Origin of the sequence: Streptomyces rapamycinicus NRRL 5491 (assembly GCF_024298965.1) — a bacterium.
Classification (GTDB): domain Bacteria; phylum Actinomycetota; class Actinomycetes; order Streptomycetales; family Streptomycetaceae; genus Streptomyces; species Streptomyces rapamycinicus.
The window spans coordinates 4,133,296-4,158,602 of the sequence record NZ_CP085193.1; the positions used below are offsets into that span (position 1 = coordinate 4,133,296).

A 25,307-nucleotide genomic window follows, 5' to 3' on the forward strand; every position below is an offset into this window, starting at 1 on the left:
GATCCGTCGACGGCCGTTCAGGTCCCGTACGCGTACGAGGCCAGCAGCCCGGCGGCGAGCACCGGGTCCACGACCGGGACGCCCAGCCGCCGCTCCAGCAGGGGCCGGATGCCGATGGTGTTCAGGCCCGTACAGGCGAGGAGCAGCGTGTCCGCGCCCGACGCGACGAGCCCGGCCGCGGCCTCCAGCACCGCCTCGGGCCCCTCCGGGGCGAGCAGGTCGGTGGTGCGGTGGACGCCGTGGGGGCGGGCGGAGGCGGTGAAGCGGTCGCCGAGCAGGGCGCGTACGGCGGGCGGTGCCTCGTCCCGGATGCCCAGCACCCCGACCCGGCGGCCGAGGCCGAGGGCCACGGCGGCGGCCGCCGACCCCGCGCCGATGACGGGGACGCCGACGGCCCGGCGCGTCTCCTGGAGCGCCGGATCGGCGGCACAACTGATGATCAGCGCCTGCGCCCCGGCATCGGCCAGCTCCCGGGCGAGGGCGACGATCTTGGGTTCGGCGCGGGCCTCGGACTCGTCGTCGTGGATGCCGTACGGCTGGCCGGGGATGCACCGCGAGACGGTCGGCAGACCGTAGCGCTCCTCGATGGCCGTGCCATGGGTGGCGACGGCGGTGGGGTCCCCGCTGGTGAGGACCCGGATCACCCCGATGGGCCGGGCCGGGGCTTCGGACGGGGGCACGGACATGGTGGACCTCCGGTGGGTGAGGCACATGGGGGCGAATGAATGGCCGGGCGGGGGCGGAGGCGCCGCGCACCGGTCACGCCGAGGGCGCGAGGGGGAACGCGGCAGGCGCCGCGCGCCCGTCACGCCGAGGCCGCCACCACCTCCGCCGCCATCCGGACGGCGATGGCTCGGGCCAGCAGGACGGGGCGGTCGGCGGCCCGCAGGGCGGCGGTGCGCATCCGCTCGGTGTAGCCGATGCAGTCCAGGACGAGCCAGGAGCTGCCGCGCGCTGCCAGGCCGCGCGCGGCGGCGGCCACGTCGTCCAGGACGCGTTCGGCGGGGCCGTACGGATCGGCGACCGCGGCGTCCACCCGACCGGGCAGCAGCTCCGCCCAGCGCCGGGAGACGTCCTCCGCCTGGTCCGGGTGCGGGCAGACGATGCCCACGGGGTCGGTGCCCACGGCCGCCGCCACGGCCTGCTGCACCAGCGGTTCGGCGAACAGCAGCGGCCGCCGGGCCCGTACCGCCGGGAAGCGGCCGGTGCACAGCAGCAGCGTCGCGGCGGCGCCGTCCCGCTCCGCGCGGGCGACCGCGTCCGTGATGCGCGGGACGATCGCGCCATGCCCGAGCAGCACCGAACGGCCGTCGCGCAGCCGGGAGACCAGGGGTGCCTCGCCGTGCTCGGGGGCGAGCAGCCGTCGGGTCGCGGCCTCGGCGTCGCCGTCGAACCGGTCGGCGTCGAGCGCGCCGTGTTCGACCAGGCGCACCCCGGGCAGCAGCGGTTCGGCGTCCGGGCGGAGGTCGGCGCGCGGGGCCTGGCCGATGGTGACGAGGCCGAGGGCCGGGCCGCCGCCCGACGGGCCTTCGCGGTCCACGGTCTCCGTGGTGTCCAGAGCCTCGGTGGTGTCCACGGTCTCCGTGGTGTCCACGGTCTCCGTGGTGTCCACGGTCTCGGTGGTGTCCACAGCGTGCATGTCCTTCCTCACAGGGCCGTTGGGGCCGCCTGCCACGGGCTGGTTCACAGCGCCTTGGTGAGCTGGCCGACGTCGTTGAGGGAGCTTCCGGCGACGAGTCCCGCGCCGACCAGCGACAGATCGTTCTCGGCCTGCTCGTCGGACTCCTTGCGCGCCCTCGCGTCGGCGATCCCGCGCCGCCGCCACATGGTGTAGAGCTGACGGATCACCAGGGCACCGAGGACCATCCATCCGGCCTGGGGCGTGGCCACCAGAAGGCCGGTGGCCAGCAGGACGCCCATCTGCCGGGAGGGTCCGCCGATCAGCTGGACCAGCGCGCCGGGGATCGCCCACAGCAGCATGGTGGTCATGGTGCCGGGCTCGAGGCCGGTCTTGATGGTGGTGACGTAGACCTCGGCGACCGGCGGCACCTTGCCCTCGGAGAAGAAGGCCTTCCAGGCGACGGCGACGACGACCAGCGCCACACCGAAGCCGACGAGCTGGGCGAGGTACTGCTGGCGCCGCCCCTCGATCTCGAAGGGCCGCCAGGGCGCGGCGTCCCGGCGCAGCAGCCAGCCCGCCTTGAAGTCGTAGCCGAGGTCGGCGAAGGCGGGGCCGGTGGAGGCCGTGTAGCCGACCAGCAGGGCGAGCGGGACGGTCGGGATGTGCAGCACCAGACCGATGATCAGGAAGATCAGGGTGACGGCGAAGGCCGGGAACCAGCCGGAGTGCATCGCCGCCAGCCCCACGATCAGCTGGTGGACGATGGCGGCGACACCGGCCAGCAGCACCCAGCCGACCAGGGCGGGCACGGAGAGCCCGCCGACCACGCCGCCCGCGATCGCGACCACGACCGCGCCGCAGACGAAGAGGCCCATGCCCTCCAGCAGTCCCCGCCGCAGCTGGGGGGCCTGGACCGTACGGCCACCGTCGGCGTCCGGGCCACCGTCGGCATCCGGGCCGCCCTCGGCGCTCTCCGCCCGATCGGCCCCGTCGCCCCCGCCCTTCCGCGTCCGCATCAGCAGCAGCGCCTGGGTCAGGGCGACCAGCCCCGCGCCGATCATCAGCCCGTGCGGCACATGGTTCCCGCCCAGGTCGAAGCCGAAGTCGGGGGCGTACTGCCCCACGGTCAGCCCGATGCCGAACATGGCGAGCGCCCAGATGTTGCCCAGGAAGCCCACACCCGCGGCGCTGGTCGGCAGCTTGAACAGCGCGCCGACGAAGCCGACCACGGCGCCCACGCCCAGGATCGCGGCCTTGCGCCCGCCGGTGTCCCCGGCCTTGATCGTCTCGGCCGCCGCGATACCGGCGGGCCAGGAGCCGGTGGCGGGCAGCAGCTTGGAGTCGAACACCCGGTACAGCACCCAGCTGTCGACCGCCAGGCCGATGACGGCCCCGCCGAGCATGGGCCACACCAGGTCGTTACGCCCGAGGGCGAACGGCACCGCGATGGGGGTGAGCAGGGAGTTCGCCGCGGCGAAGGTGGAGCCGGAGATCGCCGACTGCACCAGGTTCTGCCGGTGCTTCGAGCGCATCCGGGTCAGCACGCCCACCGGGACGCGGCCGATGAGCATCGCCACCAGGGCGCCGATCACCGCCGTATTGGGCGACACCCCGAGCGTGGTGATCAGCACGATGCCGATCAGGGCGCCGAGGACCGACAGCACGATGGTCAGGACGAGGGTGACCGGTTCGAAGGCTCTGGGGTGCGACCGCGGTGGGGCGTCCGCGGCCGCGGTGACCTGGGGGTTCGGGTTCATGGGGACTCCTGCGGGGTCCGTGGGGACGGGTCGGTCACCCCGCTGGGGTGAGGGCCTGGAGGTGGGTCATGGGTCCGTACAGCTCGACCAGGCGCGCGAACTCCTCGGCGTCCAGGAAGCGGGCGACGCCGCGTCCGAACTCCTTGGCGGTCTCGACGGCGAACCGGGCCGCGACGGCGATGTCGGTCTCATGGCTGGCGCCGGTGGCGCATCCGGCCACCGCCGTGCCCGCCGTGATCGCGAGGCCGACGACGGGGGCGGTGGTGGCCACGGCGGGCTGGAGGATGGAGTTGAGGTGGTGCACTCCGTTGCCGTACGGGGTGATGTCCTGGGTGGTGATCGGCAGGATCCGCGCCGACTCGCCGGTCACGCTCTCCAGGACGGACACCAGATCCTCGCTGACCCGCAGGATCCAGCCCTGGCAGACCGTGGGCGACAGGGCGACGCCGCGGTGGTTGAGCAGCCGGTTGCCCTTGGTGGTGTCGATGGAGACGACCGCGTCCATCGCGGTCGAGATCTCCTCGCGGTTGCACACCAGCGTGTCCACCGGGGAGTCCATGAAGGGTACGGGGTCGTGCGGCTGGGTGGGGGCCCATCCGGAGACGTGGGTGGAGAGCGTGACATCGCCGTCCAGGACATCGCCCCGGGCGTGCATGTCCAGCAGCTTGGCCGCGGCGGACAGCGCCGCGACCGCCCCGTCGGCGTCCGAGACCAGCCCGATCCGCTCCGGGCGGGCGCCGACTCCGCCGAGCCGGCCGAGGATGCCCAGGGTCGGGGCGGCGCCGCCGGCCAGCTTGCCGCGGCGGCCGGGGACGGTGACGGAGACGAAGTCCGTGCTGCCCTTGTCGCCCTCGACGGTGCGTACCTCGATCGCGGGCGCCGTCTGGGGGTCGGCTCCGGCCGCGGTCTGGACCGCGCGCAGATGGTCGGCGAGGAGGGCGCCGCTGGTCTGCGGACGGTCGAGGAGTTCGATGATGTCAAGGACGTGTTTGAGCACGGCTGGCCTCTCACGGCGGGTGATGCGGTGGTCGGGGTGGCGCGGTCGGTCGGGGGTGATGCGGTCGGTGACGTCGATGGCCCGACCGGACACGAGCGGGGAAGCGGTGCGCGGGGCGGGCACTGCCTCCGGGCACCGGCCTGGCCAGGGATCCTCCCGGCACCGGCCTGGCCAGGGTCCGCCCGGTGTCGCGCAGTGCGCAATGTTTTCTCTATATCCGAGAATGTTTACCCTTTCGTCATGGCTGAACAGACGCCCGTAACCGGCGCCCCACCCCTCCAGACCGCGGACCGCGTGCTGAATGTGCTGCTGGCCTTCGACCGGGAGCGCCCGGAGTGGGGCGTCACCGAGATCGCCGAGGAGTTCGGGCTGGACAAGTCGGTGGCCCAGCGGCTGCTGGCCGCGCTGGCCTACCGGGGCTTCCTGGTCTCCGACAAGCGCTCACGCCGCTACCGGCTGGGCCCGGCGGTGTGGCACCTGTCCTGGGTGTGGGAGCGGGGCGGCGGCATGGCCAGCCTGGCCCGGCCCACCCTGGAGGCACTGGCCGGGGCGGTCGGGGTGAACGCGCTGTTCGCGGTCCCGGACGGGGTGCACATGCGCTGCGTCGCGGCGGTGGACGGGGCCAGCGGCCCGCTGCGCTACTACGTGCTGGCGGGCGAGCTGTACCCGGCGCACGCCGGGGCCACCTCCCGCGCCTACTTCGGTATGCTCGCGCCCGGTGACCGGGCCGTGCTGCTGTACGGCCGCCCGATGGCGCGCTTCGGCGAGCACACCCTGACCGATCCGGTGCGACTGGAGGAGCGCTTCTCCGAGGTGCGGCGCGAGGGCTACGCCTACTCCGAGGGCGAGTACGATCCGGACACCGCGGCGCTCGCGGCGCCGGTTCTGGTGGGCAGACGTCCGGTGGGCACCCTGACCCTGGCCGCCACCCCCGAGGTGCTGCGCCCGCGCCGGGACCAGCTGGTGGCACCGCTGCTGCAGGGCGCCGCCGATCTGGGCCGGGCGCTGACACCCGCCCGGCTGCGGCGCGCCCCGCACCGCGAGCGGCGCTGAACGGCGCGGCGTCGGCACCGAGCCGCCCGGCGTCCCGCCGCCGCCCCTGTGATCCGTCTCATGATCGTCGTGCCCCGTCTCGTGACCCGTCTCGGAAAGGCCCCCTCATGCAGTTGCTGCTGCTGTCGAACTCCGCCGCGCCCGGCCGTGGCTATCTGGAACACGCACGGGAGGAGATCGCCTCGGCGCTGGACGGCGCGCGCCGGCTCGTCTTCGTGCCGTACGCGCTGGCCGACCACGACGGCTATACCGCCCAGGTGGCCTCCGTCCTGGAGCCGCTGGGCGTGGAGGTCACCGGCGCGCACACCGCCGACGACCCGGCCGGTCTTGTGCGCGGGGCGCAGGCGGTGTTCGTCGGCGGCGGCAACAGCTTCCGGCTGCTCAAGGCGTTGCACGAGCGCGATCTGGTCCGGGCGATACGGGAGCGGGTGGCCGCGGGCGCGGTCTACATGGGCTCCAGCGCGGGCACCAACATGGCCTGCCCGACCCTGCGCACCACCAACGACATGCCCATCGTCCAGCCGCCCACCTTCGAGGCGCTTGGCCTGCTGCCGTTCCAGATCAACCCGCACTACCTCGACGCCAAGCCGGACACCGCCCACATGGGCGAAACCCGGGCCCAGCGGCTCGAACAGTTCCTCGAGGAGAACGACGTTCCCGTGGTCGGCCTGCGCGAGGGCACCTGGCTGCGCCGGAACGAGGACCGGCTGACCCTGGGCGGCATCGACGCCGGGGCGATCGTCTTCCGCCGGGGCGAGGACCCGGAGGAGCTGCGCCCCGGTGCCGATCTGAGCGCCCTGCTGCGCGAGGAGCCGCGCTTCGACTCCGCGGCGCGCTGACGGCGCGGATCGGGTTCGCCGAGTCCGGGGGGGCTTGGCGGTTCGGGGCGGCTGGGACATGGCGGGTGATGCTGGGATACACCACCGACATCGCCCCTTACCGAAATTGACCGTAAATCACCGTCATATGAACACGGCACACCTGTCAACGAACGCATTCCAGACAAGTTTTTGTCGCGATCCTGACAGGTCGAGTCCATTGGTGCCACTCTTCCCTCGGCCGAGGCGCAGCGCTTCCCCCAGCCCGTAGCTGCGCCCGAAGCCACAGCCACAGCCACCCCACACCTGCACCCGCTCTGCCCTGCCCTGCCCGGACGGCGACCCAGCCGCCCGGTCGTCCCGGCCGTGCCACCGCGCGGCCAGCGCAGAAGGAGTCAGCGTGAGATCGCTCCCCCAACGGCACCTCAGACCCAGTGGCCGCAGATCCGGCCGCACCCCGGGCAACCGGGCCATCGCGACCGGTGTGCTGGTCGTCGCGGCGGCGATGATCGGCGTCGGCTTCCAGAGCGGCACCGCCGCCGCCCGCCCGGACGACGCCGCGAACTCCGCGAACGTGGCCGACCGCCCCGCCGCTCGCACGATCTCCGGCGCCCCCGACCGCAGCGCCCTCCCCGTGAAGCTGTCCCCCGCCCAGCGCGCCGAGCTGATCCGCGAGGCCGATGCCGCCGAGGGCGAGGCCGCCGATGACCTCAAGCTCGGGGCCAAGGAGAAGCTGGTCGTCAAGGACGTCATCAAGGACGCCGACGGCACGACGCACACCCGCTACGAGCGCACCTACGCCGGACTCCCCGTCCTGGGCGGCGACTTGGTCGTCGACCGGGCGAAGAGCGGCAAGCCGCTGACCGTCGCCAAGGCCACCAAGGCCCGGCTGACCGTCCCGACCACCAGCGCCGCCGTCGCTCCCGCCACCGCCGAGAAGGCCGCCGTGAAGGCGGCGAACGCGCAGGGCTCGCGGAAGACCGCGGCCGACCGGGCGCCCCGCAAGGTGATCTGGGCCGCGAAGGGCACCCCGGCCCTCGCGTACGAGACGGTCGTCGGCGGCCTCCAGGAGGACGGCACCCCGAACGAGCTGCACGTCATCACCGACGCGGCCACCGGCAAGAAGCTGTTCGAGTTCCAGGGCGTCAAGACGGGCACCGGGAACAGCCAGTACAGCGGCCAGGTGGCCCTCGGCACCTCGGGCAGCTCGGGCTCGTACAACCTCACCGACTCCGGGCGCGGCAACCACAAGACGTACAACCTCAACCGCTCCACCTCGGGCACCGGCACGCTCTTCACCGACGCCGACGACGTCTGGGGCAACGGCACCGTCTCCGACGCCGCGACCGCCGGGGTGGACGCGCACTACGGCGCCGCCGAGACCTGGGACTACTACAAGAACGTCCACGGCCGCACCGGCATCCGGGGCGACGGCGTCGGGGCGTACTCCCGGGTCCACTACAGCAGCGGTTACGTCAACGCCTTCTGGCAGGACGCCTGCTTCTGCATGACCTACGGCGACGGCGCGGGCAACGCCGACCCGCTGACCTCCATCGATGTCGCCGCGCACGAGATGAGCCACGGTGTCACCGCGGCCACCGCCAACCTCACCTACAGCGGTGAGTCCGGCGGGCTCAACGAGGGCACCTCCGACATCTTCGCCGCCGCCGTCGAGTTCTACGCGAACAACGCGAGCGACCCCGGCGACTACCTCGTCGGCGAGAAGATCGACATCAATGGCGACGGCACCCCGCTGCGCTACATGGACAAGCCCAGCAAGGACGGGGCCTCCAAGGACAGCTGGTACTCCGGTGTCGGCAATGTGGACGTCCACTACTCGTCCGGCATCGCCAACCACTTCTTCTACCTGCTCTCCGAGGGCAGCGGCGCCAAGGTCATCAACGGCGTGAGCTACAACAGCCCGACGTACGACAACCTCCCGGTCACCGGCATCGGGCGGGACAACGCGGAGAAGATCTGGTTCAAGGCGCTGAGCCAGCGGATGACCTCCAACACCAACTACGCGGGCGCCCGCGACGCCACCCTGTGGGCGGCGGGCGAGCTGTTCGGCCAGGGCAGCGCGCAGTACAACGCGGTGGCCAACGCCTGGGCCGGGGTCAACGTCGGCACCCGGATCGCCGACGGCGTCACCGTCACCCCGCCCGGCGACCAGACCAGCATCGTCGACCAGGCCGCCAGCCTCCAGATCACCGCGACCAGCTCCAACCCGGGCGCGCTGAGCTACGCGGCCACCGGGCTCCCCGCGGGCCTGGCCATCGACTCCGCCAGCGGTCTGATCTCCGGCACCCCGACCGCCGAGGGGTCGAGCGCGGTGACCGTCACGGTGACCGACTATGCGGGCAAGACCGGTACGGCGTCCTTCGCCTGGACGGTCAACACCAGCGGCGGCAATGTCTTCGAGAACACCGCGGACATCGCCATCCCGGACGCGGGTGAGCCGATCACCTCGCCGATCTCGGTGAGCCGGGCCGGCAACGCGCCCAGCAACCTCCAGGTGGGCGTGGACATCGTGCACACCTACCGCGGCGACCTGGTGATCGACCTGGTGGCCCCGGACGGCACGGCCTACCGGCTGAAGAGCGCCAGCCTCTTCGACTCGGCGGACGACGTGCGGACCACGTACACCGTGGACGCGTCCTCCGAGACCGCGGTCGGCACCTGGAAGCTGAGGGTGCAGGACATGTACGCCCAGGACACCGGCTACATCAACAGCTGGAAGCTGACGTTCTGAAGGTTCTGACGCTCTGACCTCCTGATCAAGCCGCGAGGCTCACCCAGGACAGGCGCCGCCAGGGGTCGACCCGACTCCCCCTGGCGGCGCCTCTTTTAGTTTCAAATACTTACGCCGAGCTGTCCGGAATCCGAAGGTTGATCAGCATTCAACGAACATTTTCCCTTCGACCTGTCGTGAAACCCGTGACATGTCCCGGACTTGTGTGACAGTCTGCCCAACGCATTACGCATCAGTACCTCTTGTTCAGCACCGGGCCGCACTTCCCCGCAGCCCGGCGCTGACCCCCCACAGCAACGAGGAGATCGCGTGCGCAAGACCTTCAGCATGCCCATATCCGGTGCCGCGAAGCGGCGTTCCGCCATCGCCGCCGGTACCGCGGTGGCCGCGGCGGCCCTGCTCGCCTCCGGGCTGAGCACCGGCACCGCCGGTGCCGCCCCGGCCAAGTCCGGCGCCCAGCCCGCGGCGCTCACCGCCTCGGCCCGCGCCGAACTGCTCCGCGAGGCCAACGCGACCAAGGCGGACACCGCCTCGTCGCTCGGCCTCGGCGCCAAGGAGAAGCTGGTCGTCAAGGACGTCATCAAGGACGCCGACGGCACCACCCACACCCGCTACGACCGCACCTACGACGGCCTGCCCGTCCTCGGTGGCGACCTGATCGTCCACCGCGCCAAGGGCGGTGACGTGAAGAGCGTCACCAAGGCCACCAAGGCCACCGTCAAGGTCGCCTCCACCACGGCCGGGATCGCCGCGAGCACCGCGGCGAAGTCGGCCGTCAAGCTGGCCAAGGCCGACGACACCACCAAGGCCGCGGCCGACCAGGCCCCGCGCAAGGTGATCTGGGCCGCCGACGGCAAGCCCGTACTCGCCTACGAGACCGTCGTCGGCGGGGTGCAGAAGGACGGCACCCCGAACCAACTGCACGTCATCACCGACGCCGCCACCGGCAAGAAGCTCTACGAGTACCAGGGCATCGAGACCGGCAAGGGCGAGAGCGAGTACAGCGGCTCGGTCGAGCTCGGCACCAGCAAGGAAGGCAGCGGTTACACCCTGACCGACGCCGACCGCGGCGGCCACAAGACCACCAACCTGGAGAACGGGGAGGACGGCGAGGGCAAGGCCTTCACCGACGACGACGACAACTGGGGCACCGGCAAGCCGGACGACCCCCAGACCGCCGCCGTCGACGCCCACTACGGCGCCGCCGCCACCTGGGACTACTACAAGAACGTGCACGGCCGCGACGGCATCGGGGGCGACGGCAAGGGCGCCTACTCCCGCGTGCACTACGGCGACAGCTACGTCAACGCCTTCTGGGACGACAGCTGCTTCTGCATGACCTACGGCGACGGCCAGGACAACAAGGCCCCGCTGACCGCGCTCGACGTCGCGGGCCACGAGATGAGCCACGGCGTCACCTCCAAGACCGCGGGCCTGGAGTACACCGGCGAGTCGGGCGGCCTCAACGAGGCCACCTCCGACATCTTCGGCACCTCGGTGGAGTTCAACGTCAAGAACACCACCGACGTCGGTGACTACCTCATCGGCGAGGCGATCGACATCAACGGCGACGGCACCCCGCTGCGCTACATGGACAAGCCCAGCAAGGACGGCCAGTCCGCGGACAACTGGTCCGACGATGTCGGCAACCAGGACGTGCACTACTCCTCCGGTGTCGCCAACCACTTCTTCTACCTGCTGTCCGAGGGCAGCGGCGCGAAGGAGATCAACGGTGTGAAGTACGACAGCCCCACCTCCGACGGCTCCAAGGTCGAGGGCATCGGGCGGGACAAGGCCGAGAAGATCTGGTACAAGGCCCTGACCACGTACATGACCTCCAACACCGACTACCACGCCGCCCGTGAGGCCACGCTGAAGGCCGCCACGGACCTCTACGGCGCCGACAGCGCCGAGTCCAAGGGCGTGGACGCCGCCTGGGCCGGGGTCAACGTCAAGTAAAACCAGCTGAGTTACCGCACGACACTCTGCCGGTGCCCGGGGCCTGAGCCCCGGGCACCGGTATGTTTTATCCACGGCAAAGCGACATCTTTGTCGCGTTGGGCGGAAGCTTCGCCCAACTCCCCATCACAACTGGAGATACGCGTGGATTCACGTTCGTCGACAGCCATATCCGGCATATCCCGTCTCAGACGCTCGCGTACCGCCCTCGCCGCCGGAGCGGCGACCCTGGCCGCCTCCCTGCTCGCCGCCGGCGCCACCGCCGGATCCGCGAACGCGGCCGCTCCTTCGGCTCCTTCGGCCACCCGCTCGGATGCCGCCACCGTCTCGCTCTCCCCCTCGGCCCGCGCCGAGCTGCTGCGGGAGGCGGGCTCCACCACCGTCTCCACCGCCAAGTCGCTGGGGCTCGGGGCCAAGGAGAAGCTGGTCGTCAGGGATGTCGTCAAGGACGCCGACGGCACCACCCACACCCGCTACGAGCGCACCTACGCCGGACTGCCGGTCCTCGGCGGCGACCTGATCGTCCATGAGTCCGCGAGCGGCGCCTCCCAGGGTGTCGACAAGGCGACCGACGCCGACATCAAGGTCACCGACACCTCCGCCGCCATCGCCCCCTCCGGCGCCGAGCGGTCCGCCCTCGGCGCCGCGCGGGCCGCGGGCGACAAGAAGGCGGGCGCCGACAACGCGCACAAGGTGATCTGGGCCGCCACCGGCAAGCCCACCCTCGCGTACGAGACCGTCGTCAGCGGGGTCCGGCAGGACGGTACGCCCAGCAAGCTGCACGTCATCACCGACGCCGACTCCGGCCGGAAGCTCTACGAGTTCCAGGCCGTCGAGAACGGCACCGGCACCGGTCAGCACAACGGCAAGGTCACCGTCGGCTCGGTCAAGAGCGGCAGCCAGTGGCTGCTGAAGGACACCGCGCGCGGCGGCCACCAGACGTACAACCTCAAGCACTCGTGGGACGACACCAAGAAGGGGTCGGCCTTCTACGACGCCAACAACGTCTGGGGCAACGGCAAGCCCACCATCGCCCAGACCGCCGCCGTCGACGCCCACTACGGCGCCGCGATGACCTGGGACTACTACAAGAAGGTCCTCGGCCGGAACGGCATCAAGGGCAACGGCAAGGCCGCGTACTCCCGCGTCCACTTCGGCGACGCGTACGAGAACGCCTTCTGGGACGACGCCTGCTTCTGCATGACCTACGGCGACGGCGCGGGCAACAAGAAACCCCTCACCTCGCTCGACGTCGCGGGCCACGAGATGAGCCACGGACTCACCTCGGCCACCGCCAACCTCGAGTACAGCGGCGAGGCGGGCGGCCTCAACGAGGCCACCTCCGACATCTTCGGCACCGCCGTGGAGTGGTACGCCAAGAACGCCAAGGACCCCGGTGACTACCTCATCGGCGAGAAGATCGACATCAACGGCGACGGCACCCCGCTGCGCTACATGGACAAGCCCAGCAAGGACGGCCTGTCCTACGACTACTGGAAGAGCGGTGTGGGCAACGACGACCCGCACTTCACCTCCGGCATCGCCAACCACTTCTTCTATCTGCTGTCCGAGGGCAGCGGCCGCAAGGTCATCGGCGGCGTGACCTACAACAGCCCGACCAAGGACGGCCGCACCGTCAAGGGCATCGGCCGCGCCAAGGCCGAGAAGATCTGGTACAAGGCGCTCACCACGTACATGACCTCGACCACCAACTACGCCAAGGCCCGCACCGCGACCCTCAAGGCCGCGAAGGCGCTGTACGGCGCGAGCAGCGCCGAGTACAAGGCGGTCGACAACGCCTGGGGCGGCGTCAACGTGAAGTGACCCCCGCCGGTCGGCCGGGCTGCCCGGCCCGGCCGACCGGTTACCCCTCCATCTCCTACCGCCCGCCGGCCGCCAGCTGGCACGCCCGCTGGTTCTCGGCGGCGGCGCAGGGCAGATGGCCATGCTTCTCGATGAGGTTCCGCCCGGTGTCCCCGGCCAGATAGTCGAGGAACTTCGAGGTCAGGGAGTTCGGGGGCGGCGCGGTGTAGGTGTACGCGTACTCCGGCTCCCAGAAGGGGTAGGTACGCTCCCGTACCGCGTCGATGGACGGCTTGCGGTTGTCGAGGTCCACCAGATAGAGGGCGCCCTTCTGGGCGCTCTCCTCGGCGGAGTGCAATTCGGCGTAACCAATCGCGCCGGGGGTGCTCGCCACCGTCCTCAACACCTCGCTGGTGCTGTCGAGTTCACAGCGGACGACGGCGTCCCCGGTGAATTTCGGGGTCCGGCAGTTGTCGGACGTCCGTGAGATCTCATTACGCCCCAGCACCCGGCTCTCGAACACCCCGCGGGTCCCGGATTTGGCGTCCCGGCTCACCAGCCGCACCGGCAGATCGGGCCCGCCGGGCAGCTGGTTCCAGTTGGTGATCCGGCCCGAGTAGAGCCCGCGGAGCTCGTCGAGCGAGAGATCGGCCATCCGTACGTCCTTGTTCACCACCACGCTGAACACGGACAGCGCCACCAGATGCTCCTTGAGCTTGGGGTCCCCATCCCCCTCCGGGCCGTCGGAAAACGCGAGATACGACGGGAATCCGCCCTTCGCCGCCTCCCCGGCATCGATCAGCGTCTTCGTACCCCGCCCACTGCCCTGCGCCTCGACGGTGACATGGGCATCCCGGCAGTCGCCCTGATACGCCTCGCCCGCGTCCTGCGCCACCGGCTTGAACGCGGTCGAGCCGACGATCGTCAGATTCCCCTCGGCGCAGCCGCGCGGCAGCGGATCATCCCGCCACAGCTGCACACCGAACGACTGGAGCATCAGCATCGCCAGCAGACTGCCGATCAGCCCGAGCATGCGATTGCTGGGCCGCCGGAACTTCTCATTGTTGCGGATCCTGCCCTCTTTGATCCGCCCGCCCACATGCGGCGGCTTATCGGTCCCGGCACCCGTCAGCAGCACCAGCAGCTTGAAGTGATCCCCCTTGTTCAGCGGCACCCGGGGCAGCGAGATCTCATTGCCCGCACAGACCAGCCCGGGATTCGCCGGAGTCCCGCGCTGCGGCAGATGCCGCAGCAGATCCGGATGACTGGGCTCGGTGACCGCCACATCACGCACGGTGCGATTGGGAAAGGTCGCGGTGAGCCCGCGGTGATTCGTCGCCGGCGCCGTGATGTAGTCGTCGGCGTCAATGCTCCGAAACCCGTCATTCTCAATCCGCAACAGCACCAAGGAGGCCCCGGCCAGATCCGGGGTATTCTCCAGCATGCGCAACCGCTGATGAATCGGCCCGTCCTGGGTGCTGTCATCTATCAACGTGTCCATCTGCACGCGATAACCGATACGCTTCCGCCCGGGAATCAGCCGCTCATACGACAGCCCACCGACCGTCACCACGACACCGAGCAACGCCAACAGATTCTCGGGCGCCGTCAACTGCTCCAGCCACTTCATGGTTGCCCCCCGTGCATGCAATGGCTTCAGGGGGGCGAATGTACGCTCCAAGAACGCACATGCGGACGATGTGGCCCACCTCTCATCCAATGTTCGTCCCGCGTTCAACCACACCTGTCCGCGGGCGCACGGAGAGAGCGACGGCGCCGCCGCCTCACGCGGGGTCAGCCGGGCCCGGTACTCGGATTCCGGCCCGGTCGAGAAGCGAGGCGACGGCGGCGATCAGCCGGTCATCGGCATGTTCGACGCTGCCGTTCTGGGCGCTGATCTGGGCGCCTTCCAGGAGGAAGGTGATCTCCGCCGAGGCGTCGTCGGGGTGGGGAACGCCCGCCCGGGCGCACATGTCCGTGATGCGGCGGCGCTGGGCGGCCTTGTGGTCCTCGATGAGCCGGCGGGCCGGGTGTTCGCGGTCGGGCAGGCCGGCGATCGAGTTGACGAAGGGGCAGCCCCGGCGCGAGACCTCCGGCAGCCCTTCGGCGAAGAACCGCACCACCTCCAGAAGCTGCGCCCGGGCATCGCCGGGGTGCGCCGCTTCCGCGCGGTCGAAGGCAGCTGAATAGCCCGCCGCGACGATCCTCAGCCACTCCTCGATCAGCGCGTCCTTCGTGGCGAAGTGCCGGTACAGGGCCATCTTCGTCGTCTCCGCCCGATCGGCGATCGCCTGGACCCCCACCGCCGTGATGCCTTCACCCAGGAAGAGGTCCTCGGCGGCGTCCAGGATGCGCTCGCGCGGTGGCAGGCGGGCCACTCGGGTGTCCCGCCCGGGCCTCGAAGGATTGCTGGTCATCGGTGCCTCGTCTCGCGTGCCGTGCCGTCGGCTCTGCGTCCGTCCATGCTACGGTACCATTCATCCCCATGCGATACCGGACGGTATCGTAAGAGATTCAACGGTATCGCCGGATGGCGACTACGGAGCGGAAACACCATGGAACTGTCCGAGTACACCCGATTCGATGCCGTGGGACTGGCCGATCTCGTCGCTCGCGGCGAGGTCAGCGCCGCGGAGCTGACGGCGGCGGCCCAGGCCGCCATCGCGGCGGTGAACCCGCGGATCAACGCCGTCGTGGAGAACTGGCCCGCCGAGGACGAACCGGTCCCCGGCAGCACACCGCTGGCCGGAGTGCCCTTCCTCATCAAGGACCTGGCCGTGGCCATGGCCGGTAAACGAGTCGAGCTGGGCAGCCGCCTCGCCGCCGGGAACGTGGCGGCCGAGGACTCCTTCCTCATGCGGCGCCTCCGTCGCGCGGGCCTGGTCACCCTCGGACGTACGGCCACCCCGGAATTCGCGTACAGCACCACCACCGAACCCGTCCTGTACGGAGCCGCCCGCAACCCCTGGGACCCCGAGCGCACCCCCGGTGGATCCACCGGAGGTTCCGCCGCCGCCGTCGCCGCGGGCATCGTTCCCATGGCGCATGCCACAGATGCCGCGGGCTCCATCCGCGTGCCCGCCGCGAGCACCGGCCTGTTCGGACTCAAGCCCACCCGCGGACGGATCTCCATGGGCCCCGACGCCGACGAGGTCTTCAACGGCCTGGCCGTCCACGGCGCGATCAGCCGCACCGTGCGCGACAGTGCCACCCTGCTCGACTTGATCGGCGGCCCCGAAACCGGCGACCCCTACTTCGCGGAGCCGCCCCGCCGCCCCTACGCCGAAGAGGTCACCCGGCCTCCCGGCGCCCTCCGCATCGGCCTGCTCACCACCCCCTGGGGCGGCCGGGAGGTGGACGCGGCGATCAGCGAGGCGACCCGGCAGGCCGCCCGGCTCCTGGAGTCCCTCGGACACCGGGTGGAGGTCGCCACCATGGAACTCGACGTGGATTGGGAGGAGTTCGTCCTGGCCAACGCCCGGCTATGGAGCGCCAACCTGGTCACGTGGATCGACGGATTCGCCGCGGCCTTCGACCGCCCCGTGGACGAGTCCACCGTCGAGCCCGAGATGCTGGCCAGCTACGCGTGGGGACGCCAGGTGAGCGGGGCCGACTTCGTCCACGCCCTCGACGTCCGCAACCGCGTCGCCCGGTCGGTCGGCCAGTACTTCACCGGCCACGACCTGCTGCTCACCCCGACCCTGCCGGAACTCCCGCTGCCGATCGGCACCTACCGCCACGGCTCGGAAGGCGCCGACGGCCACGGCTGGCTGGCGCACCTGTTCCACCGGTCGCCCTTCACGGCCGTGTTCAACGTCGCGGGCACCCCAGCCATGTCCGTCCCGCTGTCGGCCGACCCGACGACCGGCCTGCCCATCGGAGTCCAGTTCGCCGCCGGGTACGGCCGGGAGGACACCCTCTTCCGCCTCGCCGGCCAACTGGAACAGGCCGCCCCCTGGGCCCACCGCACCCCCACCGTCTGGGCAGGTGCCAACCCGGCCGCATGAAGGGTCAGCCAGGCAAGGGCAGGCGGATGACGGGGTCGAAGGGGCGCTTCTGGAAACCGGTCCGCAGATTGCGGCAGTCCGGCGCCTTGCACATGAAGAACTCCTCGACCGTCTTCCGGCCCGTGCGGTTCTTGAGCCAGGTCTTCTCGTCGGCGGTGAGCCGACGATGCAGCTCATCGGACCCGCAGGTGTAGCAGTACATCTTCTGGTCTCGCACGACACCTCCTGAAAAGGCGGACAGCCAACCCGCGAGCCTACGAGGCACATTGAGCGACGGACAGTACACAACCGGACAACTCGCCCCTTCCCTGGCGATGCGCACGGCCCGGGGAGGGGTCCCGAGCAGGCGCGAGACCATCCCGGCTGGCGGCCGGGGCGTCCCGTTCCGCCATGGCCCACGGCGGAACGGGATGACATGCGCGACGAGAGCACCTATTGCCATCGACCACAGCGGTCCCGGGCGCCCTGGCACGCGAGCGCCGCCGGTGCGGCCGCGCTGGTCACCGTCGTCGCCCTGGGCGGTTGCTCGTCGTCGCCTCCCGGGCTGGTCGAGAGCGCCGACAAGAAGTGCGACACCATCACCGGCCGATTCACCGGGGACCTGGCCTACGGCAAGACGCTCGGCTCGGATGACCTGACGAAGATCCGCAAGCGGAACACTATGGTCAGGGACTGCGGAAGGACATCAAAGAGCTGCCCCAACCCGATTCCACGGCCGACCGAGCCGCCTTGAACGCCTGGCTGGGCAAGCTGGACGCGTACGCGAAAGAGCTGTACACGATGCACAGCACCATTCCGAACCTCAAGCCCGGCATGGAACTGCTGCTCGCCATGACCGCCAACATCGTGAAGGACAGCGCGGAGGAGGCCGGGGCGGCAGCCAAGAAGGCCGGTTTGCACAGCTGTGCACGCGTCAAGCGGTGGGAGTACCTGGTACCGGATTGATCCCTTCAGCAGTGCCAACGGGGCAGGGAATCTCGGGGCGCAGACGGTGCGGACTGCACGCGATCAGGCACACGGACAGGAACCTCTGTCCCGTGAGATACCAGCCGCCGACCGCGTCCTCACCGCTCGCCGCTCGTTCGCCGGCGCGGGCAACCGCCTCCGAGAGCCGGATGGCGTCCCGTTCACGCTCCGAGGCGAACGCCACTGCGGAAGCGCGCACTTGCTGTCCGAACCACGCGGCTGCCTGCTGTGCATCGCTCCAAGTCCCCTGGACGAAGGAGGTCGGCTTGAGCAGCCAGTGGGCACATTCCAGGGGAACGACCTTGCTGGATCTGAACTCCGGGTGAAGGGGACGCCGGGGACCGTCCTTGAGTAATTCGTGGGCGGACCCGAGCCAGGTGTAGCCGTGATGGTGCATGTACTCGCTCTCTCGGTGAGAGCGGCCCCCACAAGGGGTGAGGGCCGCCCGCCTACATCACGCGACTACTGCCGACCGCAGCCGTCACCGTCACCACATCCACCCTGCTGGCCGCCCTCGGTCGGCCCGTCGTCCTCCGGGTCCTGTCGGACGACGGTCTTGAATCCGCGTAAGCGCATCGAGATGATTCCCTTCGGCGCTGTCGACGCGGGGACTCTCCTCACGCCGTCGTGCACATGCACCCGTTCCGCGCTGGGCTCGACCTGCCAGGGCTCCGGTCCAGCCGGGACGGGGGTCTTAAAAACGGCTCACCGAGTGGTGGCCTTCTTGGTCTGCTCCTCCAGAGCGGCGCGCATGAGGATTTCCGCGAGCCGATTCGCGCTGTCGAGCGGAATACGTCCCAGGGCGACCATGGGGTGACCCGAGACCGTCACCTCTCCCCGCAGGACCGGCCAGAACAGGGCGTCGTCCTTTTCGTCGTGCGCCATGGCCACATCCGAGGTGAAGCCGAGACGGCCCAGAGCTTGTCGCAGCAGTTCGGCGACCGCCCTTGCTTCGGCTCTGGCCGACCGGTGACGTGCGGAGCGCATGGCGTCGATGTGTTCTTCGGTGATTTTCATGGCACGCAGCTCCCCGCGAGTGTGAGTGACGGAGACACTACGGAGCGAATCAATGCCTGCTCAACGAGGTTGCTCGAAGTTGCTCGGGGATCTCAGTCGAGCGAGCCAGCCGCCGAGGAGATAAGCGCTCGTGCCGCCGCACCGTAGACCGCATGTTCGGTCAGCTCACCGAAAGCCTGGGCATACATCGCGATCTCGCCTGGCTGGGTGACCGTCAGGAAGCCGGACACCAGCTCGACATTGACCTCGGATACGTCAAAGATCCAGAAACTCTCGACCGGCCAGCGAACCCGATCCGGCCGCATGGGAACCACGCCCACACTGACGTTGGCCAGCGAACTGATGGCTAGGAGATGGGCAAGTTGCTCTGCCATCGTCTCCGAGCCTCCGATACCAGAGCGCAATACGGACTCCTCGATGAGGAAGGCGAAGCGACGCTCGCCGGTATGCAACAAACGTTGACGTTGCATACGGATGGCGACGGCAGCCTCGACGTCATCCACAAGCCCACGGCGCTCACGGATGGCACACAGCGCCGCCGTCGTATATGCGCGAGTCTGGATCAGCCCAGGGATCAGCCAGGATGAATAGACCCGAAAGCGAGAGGTGCGCTCATACAGCGGTAGACGCTCCTCTTGGGCGCGACGGAGGCCCGCCCGCTCCATACGGCGCCACTCAACCCACATACCTTGCGCGGTGCGGAGCGACGCGATCAGATCTGCCGTCTGTTCCGGCACACCGCAATGTTCTGCCCAGGACCGGATGTCGTCCGGCGAAGGGGAAGTCTTGGCATGCTCGATCTTGCTGACTTTGGACGGGTGCCAACCACAGAGAGCGGCGAGCGCTCGCCCCGTCAGCCCCGCGTCATCGCGGATCTCACCGAGGCGAGCGCCAAGGGCTTGCCTTGCCTGTTGTGCGCTGGACGAAGGAGACGCGGACATGGCCAACGGTTTCGCTCAAAGCGGCCGGTACTCCGTATGCGGTACGGCACGCTCCCAGACGGCCTCGAACGCCGATCCACACAACTTTGCCACTGCGGGTTCGGTCCGCACGTCCATACTCGTCGCAGGGTCCCAGTTGCCATTGCCATCGAAGTGATTGAAGATCACGACCTCATTGTCGATGACCCAGCAGTCCGCGCCCGGCAGGGCCAGATCTGCCGCCTTCCTTCGGGGCAGCCACCGGACCTCCTCGCCGGCCGCGATGTTGTGGCGCCCAGTCACGTCGTACTCGAACTTGATGTATTCACTGACGGGTTCGGAGACGATACGGGCCCGCCTCATCCGAACGCCTCGGGCCGTGGTCGCCATCACCACGTCGAACCAGCTTCGCCACCGCTCGACGGGGTCGAAGCGCACACCGGCGCGCCAGTCGGCGAAATCAGGGTCATCAGGCGTGTAGATGTCGCGCAGCTCCAGATGAACTGCCGAACGCCGCGCGGAAGCCAGAGCTTCACGTACCGCCGTTGCCACTTTTGACCTCGCTATCAGGCTGAGGGATGAACTGGCGCATGTTTGCGGGGAGTCGGATCACCGTCTCGTGGTCGGGCACGTCAGTTGTGTGACCAGGAACCGACCCCACCTCCTGGCACTGCCTGAGTGTTGCGTCGTCCGCCTTCCACGACTGGATGACTAGATCACCGGAATCCTCGTCCAGCCAAATGGTGGGCGAGCCGTCGTTCGGAGTGTTCGGGTAGATCCCCAAGAACCTTAGTGCCACGGCCGCCTCCTGTGCCGAGTCGCTCACCGACAACGACGACTCTCCGCTCGCGTGAAAGCCCGGTCAAGGGCGCAGAGGCGCCGAAGCGGGAGCGCGAGCAGGCGCGCGATCAGGACTCGGGGAAGTGGTCAAATCGGCCCGCCTTGGCAGCGAGTATGAAGGCTCTCAGGCGCGTGCGGGTGGTTGAGAGTATGGCCTCGGGGTGCTCGCTCTCGCGGAGCAATATCGTGTTGTGCTCCCCCTCAGCGACGTTCACACAGGAGGCTGACTCCTGACAGTAGGAGGACTGCCGCCAAGACGCCGGGTTCATATGCCACTCCTTGTCACAATTCTTGGATGAGGCCGTGAATGAAGTCGCGAGCCTCGTTCTGCTTGAGCGCGATGGCTTCCATTTTGCCGATCACCATGCGGTACTTCTCCAGCTGAGCTTCGGCGTCGAGCAGAAGCGAGCCGTGGGCCTGTTCGAGCAGGATGGTGTCGAGTTGGGGCACGGGGCCGGAGAAGTAGTTGATCGACTGGCCGGAACCGGCGAATGTCCCGTTCCTAAACGGGATCACCTGGATAGTGATGTGTTCTCGTTCACTCATGTCGATCAAGTGCTGAAGCTGCGCACGGGCCGTGCGCGGGCCGCCGAAGGGCATACGGAGGGCGGCCTCGTGGATCACCGCCTTGCACGGGGTGGGACTTTCGCCATAGAGGATGCGTTGTCGCTTGATGCGGTGCGAGACGCGGTCTTCTACATCGGGCGGCGGGAGCGCGGGCACACCTTCGGCGAAGACCGCACGGGCGTGGTCGACGGTCTGGAGCAAACCGGGGATGTGGAGCACAGTAGCCAGCAACAGTGCCGCCGCGTGGTGTTCCAACTCGGCCAGGTCGAGCTGCCCGGGAGACAGCAGCTCCCGGTACTCCTCCCACCAGCCGCGCTTCCGCTTGCCGGTCATGGCGATGAGCGCGGCGATCAGGGCCTCGTCGCCGCATGCGTAGTTCTCGGCCAGGGCGCGGATGCTGCGCTCGCTGAGGCCGAAGCGTCCAGTCTCGATGTTGCTGATGCGGGCCTGGTTGGCCCCGATCAGCTCAGCGGCCTCCCGGGTGTTGAGGCCCGCGCGCTCGCGGAGCTTGCGCAGCTCAACTCCGAGGCGTAGCTGACGTGCGGTCGGAGTTGTCCTTGGCGGCATGCGGTCCTCCACGGTCGCACAGGTGATGCAAGGGTCACTGGAACGAAGTCAAGGTTAGAGACTTCTCGATACACCGTAGAAGTAATTCAACCTTTCGCTCTACGCTGTGATCCAGGCCACCTTCTGACGGCAGTTCCACAGCTGCCGCACGCCTGGCCCGCATCCGGCCCAACTCCACCTCCTGGCAAGGAGACACGCATGGGTACCGTATCCCCCGACCAACCCGCCTCCGCCCCCTTCGACCTCGGCAAAGAACTCCGCGCACTCGTCCTCGCCACCGCGCCCCGCCTCTTCGCCGTGACCCGGATCCACCCGTACGAGGACACCGGAGAATCAGACGTGGAGATCGCGGCATGGGGCATGGCCCATGAGAACGGCCGTACCGAAGTGGTGAGGCCGGGGCAGCGGTTGGTCCTCGTCTCGCCCGAGCGGGTGGAGGCGTGGTTCTCCCGGGACGGGGTCACCGCACAGCTCGTGTGGCTCGGCCCGGCCACCGCCGCTTCGCTCGGACCCGACCTGGCCGCCTAGCCATCGTCGCCGCCGCGCCAGGTGGCCCGGACCCGGCGCCATGCCTCGATGACGGCGGGGACTTTGGACAGGAGCTCGGCTGCCATGGTGAGTATCAGCCCGGCCAGGCCGAAGGCGGCCAGCACGAGCAGGGTGACGGTGTCCCAGTCCACCAGTTCTCACACCCCTCAGTCGGGTGGTCGAACCGATGGCCCGGCAGGCTCAGCCCGACCACCTCGTACGGTGGTCAGCTGAGGTCCTGCCGACGTCCAAGATCTCAATACGAACGGCCGGAGAGCGGCGCTCTCCGGGACCGTCGGCAGTTCCGGCCGCCACGCGGGCGACGGCCGGCTTTTTTCGTGCACCCCGAGACGTCGGACATGGGGCGACACTTTCCCCCGTGCCGGACGGTCCGTCACCAGTTTAGCCGCCGGAGGCTCAGCGCATCAGGACTCCCGCCGCTTCGGACGCGGTCTCCGAGGGGATGGCGATGAGGCCCGGTTCGGCGGGGTGGGAGAGGAGGGGGTGGGTGGGGAGGACGCGGATGGTGTAGCCGAAGGGGCCGGTGCGGTTGAGGGCCAGGGGGGCTTCGTAGCGGCGGCTGCCTTCGAGGTCGGGGCCCGCGGTGGGTTTGAGGGGGACGTGGGTGGCGTCGGTGATGCGGTCGGTGTCGTCCACGCGGCCCGCCACGGCCTGGACTTCGACGTCCGCCGGGTCCAGGCCGCCCAGGCGCACCCGGACGCGGAGGGAGAGCGTCGAGCCGAGTTCGGCGGCGCCGCCCGGGGCGGGTGGGGTGAGGTGGGCCTCGACGTGGTCGACGGCGACGTCCGGCCAGGCGGCGCGGATTCGGGTCTTCCAGGTGGCGAGTTCGGCGGCCGCATCGAGGTTCAGGGCCCGGTGGGAGCGGGCGGCGGGGGCGTAGAGGCGCTCGACGTATTCGCGGACCATGCGGCCCGCGAGCACCTTGGGGCCGAGGGTGGTGAGGGTGCGGCGGACCATGGCGATCCAGCGGCCGGGGAGGCCGTCCAGGCCGCGGTCGTAGAAGCGCGGGGCGACCCGCTGCTCCAGCAGGTCGTAGAGGGCGGCGGCCTCCAGGTCGTCGCGGCGGGTCTCGTCGATGGCGTCGCCGTCTGCGGTGGGGATGGCCCAGCCGAAGTCCGGCTCGTACCACTCGTCCCACCAGCCGTCGAGGACGGAGAGGTTGAGGCAGCCGTTCAGCGCCGCCTTCATACCGCTGGTGCCGCACGCCTCCAGCGGGCGCAGCGGGTTGTTGAGCCAGACGTCGCAGCCGGGGTAGAGGTTCTGGGCCATGCCCATGCCGTAGTCGGGCAGGAAGACCAGGCGGTGGCGCACCCTGGGGTCGTCGGCGAAGCGGACGAGTTCCTGGACGAGGCGCTTGCCGCCGTCGTCGGCCGGGTGGGCCTTGCCCGCGACGACGATCTGGATCGGCCGCTCGGGGTGGAGCAGCAGTTCCATCAGCCGGTCCTGGTCGCGCAGCATGAGGGTGAGCCGCTTGTAGGAGGGGACGCGGCGGGCGAAGCCGATGGTGAGGACGTCGGGGTCGAGCGCCCCGTCGATCCAGCCGAGCTCGGCGGAGCCCGCGCCGCGCTGCCGCCAGGAGGCGTACAGCCGCCGCCGGACCTCGGCGACCAGCCGCTTGCGCAGGGTGCGGCGCAGCTCCCACAGCTCGGAGTCGCCGAGGTGGCCGAACTGGCGGGCGCCGAGCCGGGTGATCTCGGGGGCCGTCCAGGTGGGTGCGTGCACCCCGTTGGTGACGGAGGTGATGGGCACCTCCTCGGGGTCGAAGCCCGGCCAGAGCCCGGCGAACATCTCCCGGCTGACGCGGCCGTGCAGGGTGGACACCCCATTGGCGCGCTGGGCCAGCCGCAGCCCCATCACGGCCATGTTGAAGAGGTTGGGCTCCCCGTCGGGATAGGTCTCCATGCCGAGCGCGAGGATCCGCTCGACCTCGATCCCGGGCAGCTCGGCGTCGTCGCCGAAGTGGCGGGCGACCAGTTCGCGGTCGAAGCGGTCGATTCCGGCGGGGACGGGGGTGTGGGTGGTGAAGACGGTCCCGGCCCGCACCGCCTCGTGGGCGGCGTCGAAGCCGGCGCCGCCGGCGATCAGTTCGCGGATGCGCTCCAGGCCCTGGAATCCGGCGTGGCCCTCGTTGGTGTGGAACACCTCGGGTTCGGGGTGGCCGGTGAGCCCGCAGTACGCGCGCAGGGCGCGGACGCCGCCGATGCCCAGCAGCATCTCCTGGAGCAGCCGGTGCTCGCTGCCGCCGCCGTAGAGCCGGTCGGTCACCTCGCGCTCGCCGTGGCCGTTCTCCTCCACGTCGGAGTCGAGCAGCAGCAGTGGCACCCTGCCCACCTGGGCCTGCCAGACACGGGCGTGGAGCGGTCGGCCGCCGGGCAGGGTGAGCGGGATCCGGACGGGCCGGCCGTCCGCCTCGCACAGCTGGGTGAGCGGGAGCTCGTCGGGGTCCAGGACCGGATAGTGCTCCTGCTGCCAGCCGTCGCGGGAGAGCGACTGCCGGAAGTAGCCGTGGCGGTAGAGCAGTCCGACGCCCACCAGGGGGACGCCGAGGTCGCTGGCGGCCTTGAGGTGGTCACCGGCGAGGATGCCGAGGCCGCCGGAGTACTGGGGCAGGGCGGCGGTGATCCCGAACTCCGGCGAGAAGTAGGCGATGGCGGTGGGCAGCCCGGAGGGGACGGGCGGTCCGGAGGGGGCGGGTGTGGCAGAGGGTACGGGCGCGCCTGATGGCGCGGGCGGGCCTGGGGACGCAGTAGCTACGGGCTCGACGGGGACCGGCCCGGCTCTGTCCTCGGCGGCGAGCCGCCCCTGATACCACCGGGGCCCGGTCAGATAGTCGTGCAGATCATCCGCGGCCGCCGTGAGACGGCGCAGGAAGGAGCGGTCCTCGGCGAGGTCCGCGAGCCGGGAGAGGGGCACGGCGCCCAGCAGCCGCACCGGGTCGCCGCCCGACTCCCGCCAGCCCTCGGGGTCCACGGACTCGAAGAGCTCGCGGGTCTCGGGGTGCCAGGACCAGCGCAGATTGCGCGCCAGCCGGTTGAGCGGTCGCAGGGGCTCCGGAAGGACGGGGCGCACGCTGAATCGACGAATGGCCTTCACCCTTCGACGGTAGCGGCCGAG

The 25,307-nt window shown here is 70.0% G+C and carries 24 protein-coding genes; 9 read left to right on the top strand and 15 right to left on the bottom strand.

Annotated features, from left to right (window positions below; genetic code table 11):
- Positions 1–17: 17 nt before the first annotated feature.
- The 4 genes from LIV37_RS16690 to LIV37_RS16705 all read right to left on the bottom strand — a co-directional run bounded on the left by LIV37_RS16690 (position 18) and on the right by LIV37_RS16705 (position 4,375).
- Complete coding sequence (locus tag LIV37_RS16690; protein WP_020868295.1) at positions 18–686, bottom strand: aspartate/glutamate racemase family protein; 669 nt, start codon at positions 684–686, stop codon at positions 18–20.
- Positions 687–805: 119 nt separating this feature from the next.
- A complete protein-coding gene (locus LIV37_RS16695) occupies positions 806–1,639 on the bottom strand; it encodes an AroM family protein (RefSeq protein WP_020868297.1) in 834 nt (277 codons plus the stop codon).
- Between the two features lie 44 nt (positions 1,640–1,683).
- A complete protein-coding gene (locus LIV37_RS16700) occupies positions 1,684–3,378 on the bottom strand; it encodes an OPT/YSL family transporter (protein ID WP_020868298.1) in 1,695 nt (564 codons plus the stop codon).
- Positions 3,379–3,412: 34 nt separating this feature from the next.
- Entirely contained in the window at positions 3,413–4,375 is a 963-nt protein-coding gene (locus LIV37_RS16705) for a DUF1177 domain-containing protein (RefSeq protein ID WP_044569731.1), read from the bottom strand.
- Positions 4,376–4,615: 240 nt separating this feature from the next.
- Here LIV37_RS16705 and LIV37_RS16710 point away from each other — a divergent pair, with 240 nt between their 5' ends.
- The 5 genes from LIV37_RS16710 to LIV37_RS16730 all read left to right on the top strand — a co-directional run bounded on the left by LIV37_RS16710 (position 4,616) and on the right by LIV37_RS16730 (position 12,781).
- Positions 4,616–5,428, top strand: coding sequence for an IclR family transcriptional regulator (locus LIV37_RS16710; RefSeq protein WP_121824862.1), 813 nt, complete (start codon positions 4,616–4,618; stop codon positions 5,426–5,428).
- 107 nt (positions 5,429–5,535) lie between these two features.
- Positions 5,536–6,267, top strand: coding sequence for a dipeptidase PepE (pepE, locus tag LIV37_RS16715; RefSeq protein WP_020868301.1), 732 nt, complete (start codon positions 5,536–5,538; stop codon positions 6,265–6,267).
- 484 nt (positions 6,268–6,751) lie between these two features.
- Positions 6,752–8,998 (top strand): M4 family metallopeptidase, encoded by a 2,247-nt coding sequence (locus LIV37_RS16720; protein ID WP_121825413.1) that lies wholly within the window; start codon positions 6,752–6,754, stop codon positions 8,996–8,998.
- A 327-nt stretch (positions 8,999–9,325) separates the two neighbouring features.
- On the top strand, positions 9,326–10,957 hold the full coding sequence (locus tag LIV37_RS16725) for a M4 family metallopeptidase (RefSeq protein ID WP_167525878.1): 1,632 nt from the start codon (positions 9,326–9,328) through the stop codon (positions 10,955–10,957).
- A 144-nt stretch (positions 10,958–11,101) separates the two neighbouring features.
- A complete protein-coding gene (locus LIV37_RS16730; RefSeq protein ID WP_020868305.1) occupies positions 11,102–12,781 on the top strand; it encodes a M4 family metallopeptidase in 1,680 nt (559 codons plus the stop codon).
- A 55-nt stretch (positions 12,782–12,836) separates the two neighbouring features.
- Here the strand turns inward: LIV37_RS16730 and LIV37_RS16735 are convergent, their stop codons facing one another.
- Together LIV37_RS16735 and LIV37_RS16740 are read right to left on the bottom strand one after the other, a co-directional pair.
- Positions 12,837–14,390, bottom strand: coding sequence for a phosphate ABC transporter substrate-binding protein (locus tag LIV37_RS16735; protein ID WP_020868306.1), 1,554 nt, complete (start codon positions 14,388–14,390; stop codon positions 12,837–12,839).
- A 154-nt stretch (positions 14,391–14,544) separates the two neighbouring features.
- Positions 14,545–15,177: a TetR/AcrR family transcriptional regulator gene (locus LIV37_RS16740; protein WP_121824861.1), complete on the bottom strand. Its 633-nt coding sequence runs from the start codon at positions 15,175–15,177 to the stop codon at positions 14,545–14,547.
- Between the two features lie 138 nt (positions 15,178–15,315).
- Here LIV37_RS16740 and LIV37_RS16745 point away from each other — a divergent pair, with 138 nt between their 5' ends.
- Complete coding sequence (locus LIV37_RS16745; protein WP_020868308.1) at positions 15,316–16,767, top strand: amidase; 1,452 nt, start codon at positions 15,316–15,318, stop codon at positions 16,765–16,767.
- 4 nt (positions 16,768–16,771) lie between these two features.
- On the opposite strand, the gene LIV37_RS16750 is transcribed toward LIV37_RS16745, so the two are convergent.
- A complete protein-coding gene (locus LIV37_RS16750; RefSeq protein ID WP_214663535.1) occupies positions 16,772–16,969 on the bottom strand; it encodes a hypothetical protein in 198 nt (65 codons plus the stop codon).
- A gap of 213 nt (positions 16,970–17,182) precedes the next feature.
- Here LIV37_RS16750 and LIV37_RS16755 point away from each other — a divergent pair, with 213 nt between their 5' ends.
- Together LIV37_RS16755 and LIV37_RS16760 are read left to right on the top strand one after the other, a co-directional pair.
- Positions 17,183–17,500, top strand: coding sequence for a hypothetical protein (locus tag LIV37_RS16755; RefSeq protein ID WP_020868310.1), 318 nt, complete (start codon positions 17,183–17,185; stop codon positions 17,498–17,500).
- Positions 17,497–17,712 (top strand): hypothetical protein, encoded by a 216-nt coding sequence (locus tag LIV37_RS16760; RefSeq protein WP_020868311.1) that lies wholly within the window; start codon positions 17,497–17,499, stop codon positions 17,710–17,712. Before LIV37_RS16755 ends, LIV37_RS16760 begins: the two co-directional genes overlap by 4 nt.
- Positions 17,713–18,438: 726 nt before the next feature.
- Here LIV37_RS16760 and LIV37_RS16765 read toward each other — a convergent pair.
- The 6 genes from LIV37_RS16765 to LIV37_RS16790 all read right to left on the bottom strand — a co-directional run bounded on the left by LIV37_RS16765 (position 18,439) and on the right by LIV37_RS16790 (position 21,644).
- Positions 18,439–18,750, bottom strand: a complete 312-nt coding sequence (locus LIV37_RS16765) for a hypothetical protein (RefSeq protein WP_020868312.1) — start codon at positions 18,748–18,750, stop codon at positions 18,439–18,441.
- 92 nt (positions 18,751–18,842) lie between these two features.
- The gene (locus tag LIV37_RS16770) at positions 18,843–19,691 is read right to left on the bottom strand and encodes a helix-turn-helix domain-containing protein (protein ID WP_121824859.1); all 849 of its coding nucleotides are present in this window, start codon (positions 19,689–19,691) and stop codon (positions 18,843–18,845) included.
- 15 nt (positions 19,692–19,706) lie between these two features.
- Complete coding sequence (locus LIV37_RS16775) at positions 19,707–20,222, bottom strand: DUF6879 family protein (protein ID WP_121824858.1); 516 nt, start codon at positions 20,220–20,222, stop codon at positions 19,707–19,709.
- Entirely contained in the window at positions 20,203–20,469 is a 267-nt protein-coding gene (locus LIV37_RS16780) for a hypothetical protein (RefSeq protein WP_078647678.1), read from the bottom strand. Before LIV37_RS16780 ends, LIV37_RS16775 begins: the two co-directional genes overlap by 20 nt.
- Positions 20,470–20,578: 109 nt before the next feature.
- Positions 20,579–20,779, bottom strand: coding sequence for a DUF397 domain-containing protein (locus LIV37_RS16785; RefSeq protein WP_020868316.1), 201 nt, complete (start codon positions 20,777–20,779; stop codon positions 20,579–20,581).
- A gap of 13 nt (positions 20,780–20,792) precedes the next feature.
- Complete coding sequence (locus LIV37_RS16790; protein WP_020868317.1) at positions 20,793–21,644, bottom strand: helix-turn-helix domain-containing protein; 852 nt, start codon at positions 21,642–21,644, stop codon at positions 20,793–20,795.
- A gap of 198 nt (positions 21,645–21,842) precedes the next feature.
- On the opposite strand from LIV37_RS16790, the gene LIV37_RS16795 reads away from it, so the two are divergent.
- A complete protein-coding gene (locus tag LIV37_RS16795; RefSeq protein ID WP_020868318.1) occupies positions 21,843–22,172 on the top strand; it encodes a hypothetical protein in 330 nt (109 codons plus the stop codon).
- On the opposite strand, the gene LIV37_RS16800 is transcribed toward LIV37_RS16795, so the two are convergent.
- Positions 22,169–22,324 carry a hypothetical protein gene (locus LIV37_RS16800; RefSeq protein ID WP_020868319.1) on the bottom strand — a complete coding sequence of 52 codons (156 nt, stop codon included), beginning with the start codon at positions 22,322–22,324 and terminating at the stop codon, positions 22,169–22,171. The two genes, LIV37_RS16795 and LIV37_RS16800, sit on opposite strands and share 4 nt — an antisense overlap.
- A gap of 265 nt (positions 22,325–22,589) precedes the next feature.
- Positions 22,590–25,286: an alpha-glucan family phosphorylase gene (gene glgP / locus LIV37_RS16805; RefSeq protein WP_121824857.1), complete on the bottom strand. Its 2,697-nt coding sequence runs from the start codon at positions 25,284–25,286 to the stop codon at positions 22,590–22,592.
- Positions 25,287–25,307: the final 21 nt, after the last annotated feature.

Bases quoted from the DNA above. Each gene is read 5' to 3' on its own strand.
- LIV37_RS16690 (WP_020868295.1), bottom strand. From the start codon at position 686: ATGTCCGTGCCCCCGTCCGAAGCCCCGGCCCGGCCCATCGGGGTGATC.
- LIV37_RS16695 (WP_020868297.1), bottom strand. From the start codon at position 1,639: ATGCACGCTGTGGACACCACCGAGACCGTGGACACCACGGAGACCGTG.
- LIV37_RS16700 (WP_020868298.1), bottom strand. From the start codon at position 3,378: ATGAACCCGAACCCCCAGGTCACCGCGGCCGCGGACGCCCCACCGCGG.
- LIV37_RS16710 (WP_121824862.1), top strand. From the start codon at position 4,616: ATGGCTGAACAGACGCCCGTAACCGGCGCCCCACCCCTCCAGACCGCG.
- pepE (WP_020868301.1), top strand. From the start codon at position 5,536: ATGCAGTTGCTGCTGCTGTCGAACTCCGCCGCGCCCGGCCGTGGCTAT.
- LIV37_RS16720 (WP_121825413.1), top strand. From the start codon at position 6,752: ATGATCGGCGTCGGCTTCCAGAGCGGCACCGCCGCCGCCCGCCCGGAC.
- LIV37_RS16725 (WP_167525878.1), top strand. From the start codon at position 9,326: ATGCCCATATCCGGTGCCGCGAAGCGGCGTTCCGCCATCGCCGCCGGT.
- LIV37_RS16735 (WP_020868306.1), bottom strand. From the start codon at position 14,390: ATGAAGTGGCTGGAGCAGTTGACGGCGCCCGAGAATCTGTTGGCGTTG.
- LIV37_RS16740 (WP_121824861.1), bottom strand. From the start codon at position 15,177: ATGACCAGCAATCCTTCGAGGCCCGGGCGGGACACCCGAGTGGCCCGC.
- LIV37_RS16745 (WP_020868308.1), top strand. From the start codon at position 15,316: ATGGAACTGTCCGAGTACACCCGATTCGATGCCGTGGGACTGGCCGAT.
- LIV37_RS16750 (WP_214663535.1), bottom strand. From the start codon at position 16,969: ATGTACTGCTACACCTGCGGGTCCGATGAGCTGCATCGTCGGCTCACC.
- LIV37_RS16755 (WP_020868310.1), top strand. From the start codon at position 17,183: ATGCGCGACGAGAGCACCTATTGCCATCGACCACAGCGGTCCCGGGCG.
- LIV37_RS16765 (WP_020868312.1), bottom strand. From the start codon at position 18,750: ATGAAAATCACCGAAGAACACATCGACGCCATGCGCTCCGCACGTCAC.
- LIV37_RS16770 (WP_121824859.1), bottom strand. From the start codon at position 19,691: ATGTCCGCGTCTCCTTCGTCCAGCGCACAACAGGCAAGGCAAGCCCTT.
- LIV37_RS16785 (WP_020868316.1), bottom strand. From the start codon at position 20,779: ATGAACCCGGCGTCTTGGCGGCAGTCCTCCTACTGTCAGGAGTCAGCC.
- LIV37_RS16790 (WP_020868317.1), bottom strand. From the start codon at position 21,644: ATGCCGCCAAGGACAACTCCGACCGCACGTCAGCTACGCCTCGGAGTT.
- LIV37_RS16795 (WP_020868318.1), top strand. From the start codon at position 21,843: ATGGGTACCGTATCCCCCGACCAACCCGCCTCCGCCCCCTTCGACCTC.